This window comes from Amycolatopsis alba DSM 44262, from assembly GCF_000384215.1.
Taxonomy (GTDB): domain Bacteria; phylum Actinomycetota; class Actinomycetes; order Mycobacteriales; family Pseudonocardiaceae; genus Amycolatopsis; species Amycolatopsis alba.
Map to the genome: position 1 here is coordinate 7,365,612 of NZ_KB913032.1, position 14,671 is coordinate 7,380,282.

A 14,671-nucleotide genomic window follows, 5' to 3' on the forward strand; every position below is an offset into this window, starting at 1 on the left:
GGGCCGGCCGCGAATCGCGGCCGGCCCGCTGTCAAGCCAGGTTCAGGCTCGGATCATGCCACGTCGTACCGGTCGAGGTTCATGACCTTGTCCCACGCCGCCACGAAGTCGCGGACGAACTTCTCCTTGGCGTCGTCGCTGGCGTAGACCTCCGCCACCGCACGAAGCTCGGAGTTGGACCCGAACACGAGGTCGGCACGGGTACCGGTCCACTTGACCTCGCCGGTCGCGGTGTCGCGGCCTTCGAAGGTCTCCTGGTCGCCGTTCGCGGCGGTCCACTGCACGCCCATGTCGAGCAGGTTCGCGAAGAAGTCGTTGGTCAGCGACCCCGGCGTCTCGGTGAGCACACCGTGCTTCGACTCCTGGGCGTTGGCGCCGAGGACGCGCAGACCACCGACGAGGACGGTCAGCTCGGGCGCGCTCAGGTTCAGCAGGTTCGCGCGGTCGATGAGCAGGTACTCCGTCGGGAGACGGTGACCCTTGCCGCGGTGGTTGCGGAAGCCGTCGACGGTCGGCTCCAGCGGGGCGAACGACTCGACGTCGGTCTGCTCCTGCGTCGCGTCGGTGCGGCCAGGGGTGAACGGCACGGTGACGTCGTGACCGCCGTCCTTGGCGGCCTTCTCGACGGCCGCGACGCCGCCCAGCACGATCAGGTCGGCGAGCGAGACCTTCTTGCCGCCGGTCTGGGCGCTGTTGAACGCCTCCTGGACACCTTCCAGCGTCCGCAGCACCTGGGCCAGCGTCTGCGGGTCGTTGACCTCCCAGTCGCGCTGCGGCTCGAGGCGGATGCGGGCACCGTTCGCGCCACCGCGCTTGTCGCTGGCGCGGAAGGTCGAGGCCGACGCCCACGCGGTCGAGACCAGCTGCGAGACCGACAGGCCCGAAGCGAGCAGCTTCTCCTTGAGGGACGCGATGTCCGCGTCGCCGACCAGCTCGTGGTCGACGGCGGGCACCGGGTCCTGCCAGATCAGCGTCTCCTGCGGGACCAGCGGGCCGAGGTAACGCTGGATCGGGCCCATGTCGCGGTGGGTCAGCTTGTACCAGGCGCGGGCGAAGGCGTCCGCGAACTGGTCCGGGTTGTCCAGGAAGCGACGCGAGATCTGCTCGTAGACCGGGTCGAACCGCAGCGACAGGTCGGTGGTGAGCATCGTCGGCGGGCGCTTGAGCTCACCGGTCTCGGGGTCGGGCACGGTGTTCGCGCCCGCGCCGTCCTTCGGCTGCCACTGGTGGGCGCCGGCGGGGCTCTTGGTCAACTCCCACTCGTAGCCGAACAGGTTCTGGAAGAAACCGTGGCTCCACTGGGTCGGCGTGGAGGTCCAGGTGGTTTCGAGACCACTGGTGATGGCGTCGCGGCCCTTGCCGCTGCCGAAGGAGTTCTTCCAGCCGAGGCCCTGCTCCTCGATCGAAGCGCCCTCGGGCTCGGCACCGACGTACTTGTCGGCGTCGGCCGCGCCGTGCGCCTTGCCGAAGGTGTGACCACCGGCGATCAGCGCGACGGTCTCCTCGTCGTTCATCGCCATGCGGCGGAAGGTCTCGCGGATGTCGCGGGCCGCGGCCAGCGGGTCCGGGTTGCCGTTCGGGCCTTCCGGGTTCACGTAGATGAGACCCATCTGCACGGCGGCCAGCGGGCCCTCGAGCTGACGGTCGCCGGAGTACCGCTCGTCGCCGAGCCACGTGCGCTCGGGACCCCAGTACACGTCCTCGTCCGGCTCCCAGACGTCGGCGCGGCCACCGGCGAAGCCGAAGGTCTTGAAGCCCATGGTCTCCAGGGCGCGGTTGCCGGTGAAGATCATCAGGTCGGCCCACGAGATCTTGCGGCCGTACTTCTTCTTGACCGGCCACAGCAGACGGCGGGCCTTGTCGAGGTTGCCGTTGTCCGGCCAGCTGTTGAGCGGGGCGAACCGCTGCATTCCGGCGCCCGCGCCACCGCGGCCGTCCTCGATGCGGTACGTGCCCGCGCTGTGCCACGCCATGCGGATCATGAGGCCGCCGTAGTGGCCGAAGTCCGCGGGCCACCAGTCCTGCGAAGTCGTGAGGACGGCGTCGACGTCCTTGGCGAGCTCGTCGAGGTCGACGGTCTTGAACTCGGCGGCGTAGTCGAACCCGGCGTCCATCGGGTCGGAAGCGGCGGTGTGCTTCCGGAGGATCTTCAGGTTGAGCTGGTTCGGCCACCAGTCACGGTTGCCCGCGCCTTCGGTGGGGTGGTTGCGTCGCCCCGCCGAGACGGGGCAGCCGCCCGCGCTCTCTTCGTTCATTTCGCCGACGACGGCGTCCGGGCTGTCAGACACGGGAATCCTTCCGAGGATCAGAGCTTTGCAGGGCTCGAGGAACGGGGTTCGATCGCACAGTCGGGACACAGGCCCCAGTAGATGACCTCGGCCTCTTCGATCACGAAGCCGTGGTCGTCCGACGCGCTCAAACAGGGTGCGGGACCGACGGCGCAGTCGACGTCGGCGATGGCACCGCATGATCGACACACGACGTGGTGGTGGTTGTCCCCGACACGGGACTCATAGCGTGCCACGGACCCCGACGGCTGGATCCGCCGGACGAGACCCGCGGCGGTCAGTGCCCGCAACACGTCGTAGATGGCCTGGTGAGAGACCTCTCCGAGCTCCGTACGCACGGCACCGATGATCGAGTCGGTGTCGGCGTGCGGGTGATCGCGTACCGCTGTCAGCACGGCCACCCTGGGACGCGTCACACGCAGGGAGGCCCCGCGCAGCATCCGCTCGAAGTCCGGGGTCGTGGGCACGGGCGCAGTCTGGCCCATTTTCTGGAATGAATCAAGTTCGCGTGATCTCGGGCGTGTCTCACCTCGGACCGTGCGTGACGGCCCGCGGGCCACATCCGTGAAGGCCCCCTTGCCTACCCTGAGGGTAGCGAAGGAGGCCTTCACAGACTTCGGGGTCACCACATCCGCATCAAGCGCACCAGCAGTCACAGCGGCCGCCACACTCCGAGTGTCCACATGAGACATTTAGCGGCGAGTCGGCGTCCGTTTTGCGCCCGTATGACCTGTTCCCCGCGGGGTCGTGAGTGTTAAAGAGAGTTCTAACCCTCTTTAACACTCACGACCACCTCATGAAGCTGCGCAAAGTGCCTAAAACGGGCGCTTCAGTGGGAAGTAATGTCCCTTGTGGACTCACGCCCATCGGCGCTAGTCCCGTGACAGCAGTTCCCGCACCCGTTCTTGCAGCGCCTCCCGCGGGTAAGCGTTCACCTGGGCCCCCGCCATCCGCACCGGGTCGCCGAAGAAGAAGTACTCGTACAGCGACTCCCGCCCCGCGAAGCTCGACACCGACGCGTCGAACGCCAGCTTGAACAGCCGCGCGCGGTCTTTGGCGGGCAGCGTGGCCGACTGGAGGTACGTGTCGATGTCGGGACGGCCATCGGCCTCGAAGTCAGCTTCACCCGGAAGGGCCATGAGGCCGGACGCCGAGAACTTGCGGATGATCTCGGTCAGCCGCGGCGAAACCTTGGTGGGATACCAGTTCCGCGCGGCGTTGAGAACCTCCCACTTCGGCAGGAACACGCCGTCTTCGCTCAGCTTGCCGTCGGCCTCCGCCGCGCGCAGCACGGCCTTCTCGATCTCGACGTAGGAGATCAGCTCCGACAGGTCCTGCTGGATGTGCTGGAAGCCGCCGATGCCGATCGCGGCGGCGATCTCGCTCGCGAGACCGAGGTAGAACTCGGTCTTGGCCAGGGTGCGGGTGACGACCTGGTGGGTCATGAGCGCGCCGGCCCCGGTCTCGGAGTACCAGGCGTTGCACAGTTCCGGGTGCCCCAAGAGGAAGACGCGCTCGTTCGGGACGAACACGTCGTCGAAGACCACGACCGCGTCCATCTCTTCGAACCGGGAGGCGAGCGGTTCGTCGAAGGTCGACCGGCCGTGGCCGAGCCCGGCACGGCAGAAGTACTTCAGCCCCGGCGCGTCGTTCGGGACGGCGAAAGCGTAGGAGTACGGGGCGTCCTCGGGCGTGCCGCGCAGGACGGTCGAGGGGAACACCAGGAGTTCGTCGGCGATCGGCGCGATCGTGGCGAGCATCCGCGCCCCGCGGATGACGATGCCGTCCTCGCGTTCCTCGACCACCTTCGCCGAAAGATTGCCGCCACCCTGCTGACTCCCGGACACCGAGCGGTTCACCTGCGGCGGGATCAGGGTGTGCGTCGCGAGAAGGTCGTTCTCGCGCGCCATCTCGTAGTACTTCTCGATGCGCTCGCCGAAGACGGGATCGGCCTGGGAAAAGAACTTCTTCGCGGTCGAAAGCGCCGTGAGCGAAGAGTTCATGTAGTCGCCGGTGCGGCCGAGGAAACCGTTGGAATACTCAGCCCACACGGAGAAGGCGGCGCGACGACGCTTGAGGTCCTCTTCGCTTCGCGGCACCAGGAACGAGGTTCCGACCCGCTCCCCCGTGGTCGGCGACTCGTAGGTCAGGACGTCACGGTGCGCCGGATCATGCTGGAGGTCGAACAGCTTCGCGTAGGTCAGCGCGTTGTCGCGGAACGCCGCGTGTTCGGCGACCTTCGAAGTCACCTTCTCGCCGTCGACGTACAACTCCGGCGTCATCGCGTTGAGCTTGTCGAGGTACTGCTGTCCGGTGCGGGCTCCCATGTCGGGCTCCTTCTCTTGTCAGAACAGGGATTCGTGGCCTTGCGCGGATTCGTGGATCGTCGAGAACCGGCCGTCGACGAAGCCGAGCGCGTCGCCGGAGCGGTAGTCGAATTCCCGCACCTCGCCGAGGAACAGGGTGTGGTCGCCACCGTCGTAGGTGGCCCACGGCGTGCAGTCGAACCAGCTCAGGACGCCGCCGAGCCGCGGCGCGTGCCCGCCTTCGACCCATACAGGCGCGCCTTCGGGACTCGGGCGGCCCGCGAAGTTCATCGCGAGCGCCTGCTGTTCGGCGCCGAGGACGTTGACCGCGAACGGACGGCCTTCGAGCAGGTCGTGACTCTTCACGGCGCGCTGGATCGACACGAGCACGAGCGGCGGGTCCATCGAGACCGCGGTGAAGGAGTTCACCGTCAGGCCGTGCCGCTTCGTGGCGGCGTCGAAGGTCACCACCGCGACGCCGGTCGCGAAGCGACCGAGACAGCCTCGGAAGAACTGCGCGGGCGGCCGATAGAGGCTCGATCCTGGAGAAAAACTGGTTTCGCGTGACATCATCGTCGGTTCCTGTTCTATAATCGAACAGCCAGTTCAACTATCGAAATGGATCGTATACGATGGTTTCGGACTCCCGCAAGGCTTCGAGCGCGTCCCAGACACTCAGCCGCGGCATCCGCGTGCTCGAAGTCCTTGCCGACGCCCAGGAATCGCTCAGCGTCGATCAGATCGCCGAACGGCTCGGCGTCCACCGCTCGATCGCGTACCGGCTCATCCGCACGCTCGAAGACCACGGGCTTCTCACACGGGAGCCTGCCGGGAAGTTCGAACTCGGCACGCGTTTGGCCGCGCTCGCGGCGGGGATCAAACACGATCTGCAGGCCGCCGCGCTGCCCGAACTGACGGCGGTCGCGAACGAACTCGGCATGACGTGTTTCGTGGCGGTGATGGACCGCGAGGAATGCGTGACCCTGGTCAGCGTGGAACCCCGGCACGCCGTCGCGTCCGTCGCGCAGCGCCCTGGGTCCCGGCATCCGTTCACCGTCGGCGCCCCCGGCCGGGCGATCCTCGCCCAGCTCCCGTCGGAGGACTGGCCGGAGGGAATACAGGAAGTGGCCGCCCGCGGCTACGCGGACAGCCACGGTGAAGTGATCGAGAACCTCAGCGCCGTCGCGGTGCCGCTCCCCCTGCGCGGCCACGATCCCGCGGCACTCGCGGTCGTCTATCTGTCCAGCACGCGCGCCCCCGCCGAGCTCGCGGAGCGGCTCAAGGCGGCGGCGAAGGCCGTCCGTGACGCTCTCGGCGGATGAGCGTCACGGACGGCGGGTCTACTTGCCGAAGCGAAGCGGGCTCACCGCCTGCTCGGCTTCGTGGTCCGGTCCGAGCGGGATCCCGGACCGGTCGCGCAGCAGCAAGGTGGCGATGAGGCCGACGACCGTCATCCCCGCCAGATAGACGGCCACGGAAACCGACGTGCCGGTCGCGTCGACCAGCGCGGTGGCGATCGTCGGCGCGAACGCGCCACCGAGGATCGCGCCGAGCGCGTAGGAGATCGAGACACCGGAGAACCGGATCGACGCGGGGAACAGTTCCGCGTAGAACGCCGCCTGCTGACCGTAGGTGAACCCGAGCCCGATGCTGAGAATGATCAAGCCCAGCGCCAGGAACACGATGTTCCCCGTGTCCACCAAGGGAAAGAGCACCGCGACTCCGGCGAGCTGCGCGATCCAGCCGATGACGTAGGTCCGCCGCCTGCCGATCCGGTCGGACACCGCGCCCGCCGCCCACGTCGAGATCAGCCAGGTCGCCGCCGACGCGGTCACCGCCCACAGCACCGGACCGCGGTCGAGCCCGATCGGCCCCTTCGGATTGGTCGCGTAGTTCTGGATGTACCCGCCGGTGGTCATGTAGCCGACGGCGTTGTTGCCCGCGAACACCAGCGCGGCCACCAGGACCAGCACGGCGTGCTTGCGGAACAGCCGCACGATCGGTGTCCTGGTCTGCTCACGGCGCTGGGCGATCTCCCGGAAGACCGGGCTCTCCTCGACGCGGCGCCGGACATAGTGGCCGACCAGGATCAGCCCGACACTGAGCAGGAACGGGATGCGCCAGCCCCAGTCGAGGAACGCCTGGCCGGGGACGAGCAGGCTGGTCAGCGCGAGAACACCGGAAGCCAGCAGCAGACCGAGCGGGACGCCGATCTGCGGTGACGCGCCGAAGAGCCCCCGGCGCTTCGACGGCGCATGCTCGACGGCCATCAGCACGGCGCCGCCCCATTCGCCGCCCGCCGAAACACCCTGCAGCACCCGCAACAGGATCAGCAGGACCGGCGCCAGGACGCCGATCTGGTCGAACGTCGGGAGCACGCCGATCAGCGTGGTCGCGGCGCCCATCAGGATCAGGGTGAGCACCAGGACCACCCGGCGGCCGTACTTGTCGCCGAAGTGCCCGGCGAGGAACGCGCCGAGCGGGCGGAACAGGAAGCTCACGCCCACGGTGGCGAAGGAGACGAGGGTGCTGTTCGCCCCGAGCCCGGAGAAGAACAGCTTGCCGAAGACGAGACCGGCGGCTGACGCGTAAACGAAGAAGTCGTACCACTCGACGGTGGTTCCGACGACGGTCGCGAACGCGACCCGGCGCCGGTCGGAGGACGGTGGGGCGGTCCGGCCGGACGCGTGCTCATCCTGCGCTGGATTCGACACTTTGACTCCTTTGACGTAGGCCTGACGCGAGTGGCGGCCCGCTGGGGATCCACGGGCGAGGCGAAGGCCACTCGGTGACCGCCTTGCCACTGTGGCACGGAATCATATACGTTATTAGATACGAAGCAAGGTCGGAGGATTCAGGGGAACATGGGCACTTACGAGGCAACGTCGCCGTCAGGCCGCGAGTCCGGTCCGATGGGCACCCGGCCGGGCAAGATCATCGCCGTCCATCTCAGCTACGCGTCACGGGCCGAGCAGCGCGGGCGGCGTCCGGCGAACCCGTCGTACTTCTTCAAGCCGTCGAGCTCGATCGGCGCGTCCGGGGGCACGGTCGAACGTCCGGCCGGAACCGAACTGCTGGCCTTCGAGGGCGAGATCGCGCTGGTCATCGGCACCGCGGCCCGGTGGGTCAAACCGGACGAGGCGTGGGACCACGTCGCCGCGGTCACCGCCGCGAACGACTTCGGCCTCTACGACCTGCGCACCGCGGACAAGGGCTCCAATGTCCGTTCCAAGGGCGGCGACGGTTACACCCCGCTCGGCCCCGGCCTCATCGACGCTCGCGACGTCGACCCCTCGTCACTGCGCATCCGCACCTGGGTGAACGGCGACCTGGTGCAGGAGGACACCACGGCCGGGCTGATCTTCCCGTTGCGGCAGTTCGTTTCCGACCTCTCCCAGCACTTCACGCTGGAACCCGGCGATGTCATCCTCACCGGCACCCCGGCCGGTTCGACGGTGGTCTCCCCCGGCGACGTCGTCGTGGTCGAGGTGGACGTCCCCGGCACCTCCGCCAGCAGCGGACGGCTCCACACCACCGTTTCCCAGGGCATCCGGTCCTTTTCGGACATCGGCAGCCTGCCCGAGGTCGACGACAAGCAGCGCGCCGAGGCCTGGGGCACTCCCGCGGCCGAACCGGTCGCAGAGGAAGCTCCCGCGCTCAGTGAAGACCTTCGCGCCAAGCTCCTTCGCGCGCCTGTCGCGGGGCTGTCCGCCCAGCTGCGCAAGCGCGGGCTGAACAACGTCGCGATCGACGGCGTCCGCCCCAACCTGCCGGGCTCGAAGATCGTCGGCACGGCGAGGACGTTGCGTTTCGTCCCGAACCGCGAGGACCTTTTCAAATCCCACGGCGGCGGCTACAACGCGCAGAAACGTCTCTTCGACTCGGTCGGCACCGGTGAGGTGATCGTCATCGAGGCCAGGGGCGACAGGGGTTCCGGCACACTCGGCGACATCCTGGCGCTGCGGGCGCGGTACCTCGGTGCCGCCGGTGTGGTCACCGACGGCGGGGTCCGTGACTTCGGCGCCGTCGCGGAGACAGGGCTCCCGGTGTTCTCTCAGGGCCCGCATCCGGCGGTCCTCGGCCGCAAGCACGTGCCGTGGGACACCGACGTCGCGGTCGCCTGCGGCGGGGCCACCGTGCTGCCCGGCGACATCATCGTCGGCGACGACGACGGCGTGGTCGTCATCCCACCGTCGATCGCCGAGGAGATCGCCGACGCGACCCTCGTCCAGGAGGACGAAGACTCCTGGATCGCCCAGCAGGTCGGCCAGGGCCGCCCGATCGAGGGGCTCTTCCCGCTCAACCCGTTGTGGCGGGAAAGGTATGAGGCATGGCAGAAGAAGCAGTGAAGACGACCAGCAAGTCCGAGCTCGCCTACGAGTGGCTGCGTGAGCGGATCGCCCGGCACGAGTACGGGCCCGGCTACCGGCTCGTCCTCGCCGAGATCGCCGGCGCGCTCGACATGAGCGTCGTCCCGGTGCGCGAGGCGATCCGGCGGCTGGAGGCCGAACGGCTGGTGACCTTCGAGCGCAACGTCGGCGCCCGCGTGGCGATGGTGGACCAGAACGAGTACGTCCACGCCATGCAGACACTCGGCGTGGTCGAAGGCGTCGCCACCGCGCTGTCCGCGCCGGGATTGTCCGAAGAGGACATCGCGAAGGCGCGCCGGGTGAACGAGCGGATGATCGCGCTGCTGGATCATTTCGACGCGCACGAGTTCACCGCGCTGAACCAGCAGTTCCACTCGCTGCTCTTCGCATGCTGCCCCAATCCGCAGATCCTCGACCTCGTCCACCAGGGCTGGACGCGGCTGTCCGGACTGCGTGACTCGACCTTCGCGTTCGTCCCCGACCGGGCGCACCGGTCGGTCGAGGAACACGAAGAGATCCTCCGGCTGATCTCCGAGAAAGCCGACCCGCTCGACATCGAATTCGCCGCGCGCAATCACCGCTGGGCCACCATGCAGGCCTTTCTGGACGCCCGAGAACGCGCTAAGCGCTGACTGAGGAGGACCTTTGACCAGCACGACTCCCCGGCCGATCCCGAACGGTGTCCCGGAACGGATCCGGCACTACATCGGCGGCGAACTCGTCGACTCGGCCGACGGCGCCGTCTTCGACGTGCTCGACCCGGTGACCAACGAGGTCTACGTCCAGGCCGCCGCGGGCAAGAAGGCCGACATCGATCGCGCCGTCGCCGCCGCGCGGAAGGCGTTCACCGAAGGCCCCTGGCCGAAGCTGCTGCCGCGCGAACGGTCGCGGGTGCTGAACCGCATCGCCGACCTCGTCGAGTCGCGGGACAAGCGGCTGGCCGCGCTGGAGAGTTTCGACTCCGGCCTGCCGATCTCGCAGGCTTTGGGCCAGGCCCGCCGGGCGGCGGAGAACTTCCGGTTCTTCGCCGATCTGATCGTCGCGCAGGCCGACGACACCTACAAGGTGCCCGGCCGCCAGATCAACTACGTCAACCGCAAGCCGATCGGCGTCGCCGGGCTGATCACGCCGTGGAACACGCCGTTCATGCTGGAGTCGTGGAAACTCGCGCCCGCGCTGGCGACCGGCAACACCGTCGTGCTCAAGCCCGCCGAATTCACGCCGCTTTCGGCGTCGCTGTGGGCGGAGATCTTCGAAGAGGCCGGGCTGCCGCCGGGCGTGTTCAACCTCGTCAACGGTTTCGGCGAGGACGCGGGCGACGCGCTGGTCAAGCATCCGGACGTCCCGCTGATCTCGTTCACCGGCGAGAGCGGCACCGGCAGCCTGATCTTCGGGAACGCGGCGCCGTTCCTCAAAGGACTGTCGATGGAGCTGGGCGGCAAGTCCCCCGCCATCGTCTTCGCCGACGCCGACCTCGAGACCGCGATCGACGCGACGATCTTCGGCGTGTTCTCGCTCAACGGCGAACGCTGCACCGCGGGCAGCCGGATCCTGGTCGAGCGCGCGATCTACGACGAGTTCGTCGAGCGCTACGCCGCGCAGGCCAAACGCGTCGTGGTCGGTGACCCGAGCGACCCCAAGACCGAGGTCGGCGCGCTGGTACACCCCGAGCACTACGACAAGGTCATGAAGTACATCGAGATCGGCAAGACCGAAGGCAGGCTCGTCGCCGGTGGCGGCCGCCCCGACGGCTTCCCGACCGGGAACTACGTGGCGCCGACGGTGTTCGCCGACGTCAAACCGGACGCCCGGATCTTCCAGGAGGAGATCTTCGGCCCGGTCGTCGCGATCACCCCGTTCGACAGTGAAGACGAAGCACTGGCGCTGGCGAACAACACGAAGTACGGGCTCGCGGCCTACGTCTGGACCAACGACCTCAAGCGGGCGCACAACTTCGCCCAGTCCGTCGAGGCCGGGATGGTGTGGCTCAACTCGAACAACGTCCGCGACCTGCGCACCCCGTTCGGCGGGGTGAAGGCGTCCGGGCTGGGGCACGAGGGCGGCTACCGCTCGATCGACTTCTACACCGACCAGCAGGCGGTGCACATCAATCTCGGCGAGGTGCACAACCCCGCCTTCGGCAAGGGCTGACCCCCACTCCCCCGTCCACAAAGGATGTTGTCATGAACCCGATCCCTACGCCGTCCTCTCCACCACCGGACGTCCTGCGCTGCGCGTACATGGAACTCGTCGTCACCGATCTGGCGCGGTCGCGCGCGTTCTACGCCGATGTCCTCGGCCTGACGGTGACCGATGAGGACGAGAACACGGTCAGTCTCCGCACGATCGACGAGTTCATCCACCACAACCTCGTGCTGCGCCAGGGCCCGATCGCGGCGGTCGCGGCGTTCTCCTACCGGGTGCGCTCGCCGGAGGATCTGGACAAGGCCGTCGCGTTCTACACGGAGCTGGGCTGCCGGGTCGAACGCCGCGAGGAGGGCTACACCAAGGGCATCGGCGATTCGGTGCGCGTGCAGGACCCGCTCGGCTTCCCGATCGAGTTCTTCCACGACGTCCAGCACGTCGAGCGCCTGGGCTGGCGGTACGACCTGCACCTGCCGGGCGCGCTGGTGCGGCTCGACCACTTCAACCAGGTCACGCCGGACGTCCCGCTCGCGGTGAAGCACATGGAGGACCTCAACTTCCGGGTCACCGAAGACATCCAGGACGAGCAGGGCACCACCTACGCGGCATGGATGCGCCGCAAGCCCACCGTGCACGACACCGCGATGACCGGCGGTGACGGGCCGCGGATGCACCACGTCGCCTTCGCCACGCACGAGAAGCACAACATCCTGTCCATCTGCGACAAACTCGGCTCGCTGCGGATGTCGGACCATATCGAACGCGGCCCCGGCAGGCACGGCGTCTCGAACGCGTTCTACCTCTACCTGCGCGACCCCGACGGGCACCGCGTCGAGATCTACACGCAGGACTACTACACCGGCGACCCGGACAACCCGGTCGTCACCTGGGACGTGCACGACAACCAGCGCCGCGACTGGTGGGGCACGCCGGTGGTCCCGTCGTGGTACACCGACGCGTCACTGGTGCTCGACCTCGACGGCAAACCGCAGCCGGTGGTCGCGCGGACCGACGACAGCGAACTGGAAGTCACCATCGGCGCCGACGGCTTCTCCTACACCCGCAAGGGTGACGAAGACGGGGAACTGCCGGCCTGGAAACAGGGCGAGTACAAACTCGGCAACCAGCTCTGAGGCGGGGACATGCTCGAACAGGAAACGATCACCGCGATCGCCGATGAGCTGGCGGCCGCGGAAGAGGCACGGGAGACGATCCCGCTGCTGACGGCCCGCTACCCGGACATGACCGTCGAAGACTCGTACGCCGTGCAGAACGAATGGCGGCGCCGGGGTATCGCGGCGGGACGACGTCCGGTCGGCCGCAAGATCGGGCTCACCTCGAAGGTCATGCAGGCCGCCACCGGGATCACCGAACCCGATTACGGCGCCATCTTCGCGGACATGGTGTTCGAGAACGGTTCCGTGATCGAGCACAGCCGGTTCTCGAACGTGCGCATCGAGGTCGAGCTGGCCTTCGTGCTCCGCGAGTCGCTCTCCGGGCCGGACGCCACGGTGTTCGACGTGCTGCGGGCGACCGAGTACGTCGTGCCGGCGCTGGAGATCCTGTCTTCGCGCATCGAGATGGCGGGGCGGACCATCGTGGACACGATCAGCGACAACGCGGCCATGGGCGGCATGGTCTACGGCGGCAACCCGGTCGCCGTGGACGCCGTCGACCTGCGGTGGGTTTCGGCGCTGTTGTACCGCAACGAAACCATCGAGGAATCCGGCGTCGCCGCCGCGGTGCTGAACCATCCGGCGAACGGCGTCGCCTGGCTGGCGAACAAACTCGCACAGCACGGCGACAAACTCGATCCGGGCGACATCGTGCTGGCCGGGTCGTTCACCCGGCCGATGTGGGTGCACCCCGGCGACACCGTGACCGCCGACTACCGGGACCTGGGGGCGATCACATGCCGCTTCGTCTAGACCCGCCGTTCCGGGATCAGTTGTCCGAACGGCCGCTGATCGGCATGTGGGTGACGTCGGGCAGCCCGGTCGTCGCGGAGATCTGCGCGGGGTCCGGTCTCGACTGGCTGCTCATCGACACCGAGCACACCCCCACCGGCCTGGAGACGGTGCAGTCGCTGCTGCAGACGATCGCCGCCTATCCGATCACGCCGATGGTGCGCGCCCCGTCCGGCGACACCGTCGCGCTGAAGCAACTGCTCGACCTGGGCGCGCAGAACCTGCTCGTGCCCATGGTCGACAGCGCGGAGGAGGCGGAGGCCGTCGTGCGGGCCGTCCGCTATCCGCCGCGGGGCGTGCGCGGCGTCGGCAGCGCCCTCTCCCGGTCCGCGCGCTGGAACCGCGTCGAGGGCTACTTGACGAACGCCGACGCGTTCACATCCTTGTTCGTCCAGATCGAGTCGACGGCGGGTGTCGCGGCCGCCGCCGAGATCGCCGCTGTCGATGGCGTCGACGGGGTTTTCGTCGGCCCCTCCGACCTGGCTGCCTCCATGGGACTGCTCGGACAGCAGACGCATCCCGATGTCACCGCTGCCGTCCTCGGCACGTTCGAGGCTGTTCGCGAGCAGGGAAAGCCAGTCGGGGTCAACGCGTTCGACGCCGCACAGGCCCAGCGCTATCTCGACGCCGGTGCTTCGTTCGTTCTGGTCGGCGCCGATGTCACTTTGCTGGCCCAGGGTTCGGAGGCGCTCGCGCGGAGGCATTCGGTTTAAGGGGCGGCTCAGGTGTCGGCCTGAAGCCCTTCCTTGATGAGGTTTTCGGCGGCCGATCGGCCCAGCCGGAGGAAGGGGGCGGCGCGGCCCATGTCGCGATCGGTGAACTCGTAGACATGGCGTGCCGCATGGGCCCTGGCGGCCCGAAGGTCGGTGACCATGATGGTGCGCACCAGAGCAGACAAGGCCGCGGCGGTCTCCGCGGCGGCGACCGCCCCCGGCAGGTCGGCGATCGCGCCGGTCAGCGTCGCCACGGCGTCCCGCGCGTGCCGTGCCGCGCGGACCAGGTCTGAGGAGCAGTCCTCGTCATGCTCAGCACCCGCCGCGTACACGCGGCGCACGGCCTGGTCGGCGTTCAGTTCGGCCCACACCACCTCGTCCCCCGCGCGTTCGGAAACGTAGACACCGCCCGCGGTCAACCAAAGCGACTCGACCTCTTCATCACGCACGACCCGTCGCGCGGTGGACGGGTCGAACCACCACGCCCCGGTCCACGGCAGGCGGCCGGTCACGAAAACGGCCTCACCGTCCGGACCGGGGAAGAAATCACCCTGCTCGTCCGGGACGCCGTAGTGAGACCGGTCCGTCTCCTTCGGGACGCACAACGTATTCGCCACCGCGAAATCCACCTCGTCGGGCAGATCGGCACCGGTCAGCGCGACCGGGTACGCGGACTCCCCGGTCCAGCTTCCGACAGCCCAGCCGCGCGCTGTCAGCCGGACGCCGGTCCGCGAAGCCGGCGCGCCCTGCCGTACGGCTTCATGCAGCGCCAGCACGAGATCAGGGTCGATGATGGACTCGCTCACGGCGCACAGCGTACGTCCCGGATCGGCCTGTGCTGCTGTGACCCGATCGGGCCGCCACCGCTGATCCCAGGCATGG

13 protein-coding genes are annotated in these 14,671 nt (G+C 68.3%); 7 read left to right on the forward strand and 6 right to left on the reverse strand.

The genetic code is table 11. The annotated features are described in order from the left end of the window. Window positions 1-53: 53 nt before the first annotated feature. From katG to AMYAL_RS0134540, 4 genes are all read right to left on the reverse strand, one after another. The gene (katG, locus tag AMYAL_RS0134525; RefSeq protein ID WP_020635867.1) at window positions 54-2,288 is read right to left on the reverse strand and encodes a catalase/peroxidase HPI; all 2,235 of its coding nucleotides are present in this window, start codon (window positions 2,286-2,288) and stop codon (window positions 54-56) included. A 17-nt stretch (window positions 2,289-2,305) separates the two neighbouring features. Next, entirely contained in the window at window positions 2,306-2,755 is a 450-nt protein-coding gene (locus AMYAL_RS0134530; protein ID WP_039795972.1) for a Fur family transcriptional regulator, read from the reverse strand. A 405-nt stretch (window positions 2,756-3,160) separates the two neighbouring features. Beyond that, the gene (gene hpaB / locus AMYAL_RS0134535) at window positions 3,161-4,615 is read right to left on the reverse strand and encodes a 4-hydroxyphenylacetate 3-monooxygenase, oxygenase component (protein ID WP_020635869.1); all 1,455 of its coding nucleotides are present in this window, start codon (window positions 4,613-4,615) and stop codon (window positions 3,161-3,163) included. A gap of 18 nt (window positions 4,616-4,633) precedes the next feature. Then, a complete protein-coding gene (locus tag AMYAL_RS0134540) occupies window positions 4,634-5,167 on the reverse strand; it encodes a flavin reductase family protein (RefSeq protein WP_020635870.1) in 534 nt (177 codons plus the stop codon). 59 nt (window positions 5,168-5,226) lie between these two features. Between AMYAL_RS0134540 and AMYAL_RS0134545 the strand changes: the two genes are divergently transcribed. Then, on the forward strand, window positions 5,227-5,916 hold the full coding sequence (locus tag AMYAL_RS0134545; protein WP_020635871.1) for an IclR family transcriptional regulator: 690 nt from the start codon (window positions 5,227-5,229) through the stop codon (window positions 5,914-5,916). A gap of 18 nt (window positions 5,917-5,934) precedes the next feature. Here the strand turns inward: AMYAL_RS0134545 and AMYAL_RS0134550 are convergent, their stop codons facing one another. Further along, window positions 5,935-7,308, reverse strand: a complete 1,374-nt coding sequence (locus AMYAL_RS0134550; RefSeq protein ID WP_020635872.1) for an MFS transporter — start codon at window positions 7,306-7,308, stop codon at window positions 5,935-5,937. 150 nt (window positions 7,309-7,458) lie between these two features. Between AMYAL_RS0134550 and AMYAL_RS0134555 the strand changes: the two genes are divergently transcribed. The 6 genes from AMYAL_RS0134555 to AMYAL_RS0134580 are packed head-to-tail and all read left to right on the forward strand — an operon-like array spanning window position 7,459 to window position 13,789. Continuing rightward, on the forward strand, window positions 7,459-8,943 hold the full coding sequence (locus tag AMYAL_RS0134555; protein ID WP_026467684.1) for a fumarylacetoacetate hydrolase family protein: 1,485 nt from the start codon (window positions 7,459-7,461) through the stop codon (window positions 8,941-8,943). After that, window positions 8,925-9,596: a GntR family transcriptional regulator gene (locus tag AMYAL_RS0134560; RefSeq protein ID WP_026467685.1), complete on the forward strand. Its 672-nt coding sequence runs from the start codon at window positions 8,925-8,927 to the stop codon at window positions 9,594-9,596. The genes AMYAL_RS0134555 and AMYAL_RS0134560 overlap by 19 nt, the downstream gene beginning before the upstream one ends. A gap of 13 nt (window positions 9,597-9,609) precedes the next feature. Further along, window positions 9,610-11,115 (forward strand): 5-carboxymethyl-2-hydroxymuconate semialdehyde dehydrogenase, encoded by a 1,506-nt coding sequence (gene hpaE, locus AMYAL_RS0134565; protein ID WP_020635875.1) that lies wholly within the window; start codon window positions 9,610-9,612, stop codon window positions 11,113-11,115. Between the two features lie 32 nt (window positions 11,116-11,147). After that, entirely contained in the window at window positions 11,148-12,242 is a 1,095-nt protein-coding gene (hpaD, locus tag AMYAL_RS0134570) for a 3,4-dihydroxyphenylacetate 2,3-dioxygenase (RefSeq protein WP_026467686.1), read from the forward strand. 9 nt (window positions 12,243-12,251) lie between these two features. Beyond that, entirely contained in the window at window positions 12,252-13,037 is a 786-nt protein-coding gene (gene hpaH / locus AMYAL_RS0134575) for a 2-oxo-hept-4-ene-1,7-dioate hydratase (RefSeq protein ID WP_020635877.1), read from the forward strand. After that, complete coding sequence (locus AMYAL_RS0134580; protein ID WP_026467687.1) at window positions 13,022-13,789, forward strand: HpcH/HpaI aldolase family protein; 768 nt, start codon at window positions 13,022-13,024, stop codon at window positions 13,787-13,789. Before hpaH ends, AMYAL_RS0134580 begins: the two co-directional genes overlap by 16 nt. A gap of 8 nt (window positions 13,790-13,797) precedes the next feature. On the opposite strand, the gene AMYAL_RS0134585 is transcribed toward AMYAL_RS0134580, so the two are convergent. Further along, window positions 13,798-14,595: a hypothetical protein gene (locus AMYAL_RS0134585; RefSeq protein WP_020635879.1), complete on the reverse strand. Its 798-nt coding sequence runs from the start codon at window positions 14,593-14,595 to the stop codon at window positions 13,798-13,800. Window positions 14,596-14,671: the final 76 nt, after the last annotated feature.

Excerpts from the sequence above, each read along its gene's own strand:
- hpaB (WP_020635869.1), bottom strand. The coding sequence starts at position 4,615 with ATGGGAGCCCGCACCGGACAGCAGTACCTCGACAAGCTCAACGCGATG.
- AMYAL_RS0134540 (WP_020635870.1), bottom strand. The coding sequence starts at position 5,167 with ATGATGTCACGCGAAACCAGTTTTTCTCCAGGATCGAGCCTCTATCGG.
- AMYAL_RS0134545 (WP_020635871.1), top strand. The coding sequence starts at position 5,227 with ATGGTTTCGGACTCCCGCAAGGCTTCGAGCGCGTCCCAGACACTCAGC.
- AMYAL_RS0134555 (WP_026467684.1), top strand. The coding sequence starts at position 7,459 with ATGGGCACTTACGAGGCAACGTCGCCGTCAGGCCGCGAGTCCGGTCCG.
- AMYAL_RS0134560 (WP_026467685.1), top strand. The coding sequence starts at position 8,925 with ATGGCAGAAGAAGCAGTGAAGACGACCAGCAAGTCCGAGCTCGCCTAC.
- hpaD (WP_026467686.1), top strand. The coding sequence starts at position 11,148 with ATGAACCCGATCCCTACGCCGTCCTCTCCACCACCGGACGTCCTGCGC.
- hpaH (WP_020635877.1), top strand. The coding sequence starts at position 12,252 with ATGCTCGAACAGGAAACGATCACCGCGATCGCCGATGAGCTGGCGGCC.
- AMYAL_RS0134580 (WP_026467687.1), top strand. The coding sequence starts at position 13,022 with ATGCCGCTTCGTCTAGACCCGCCGTTCCGGGATCAGTTGTCCGAACGG.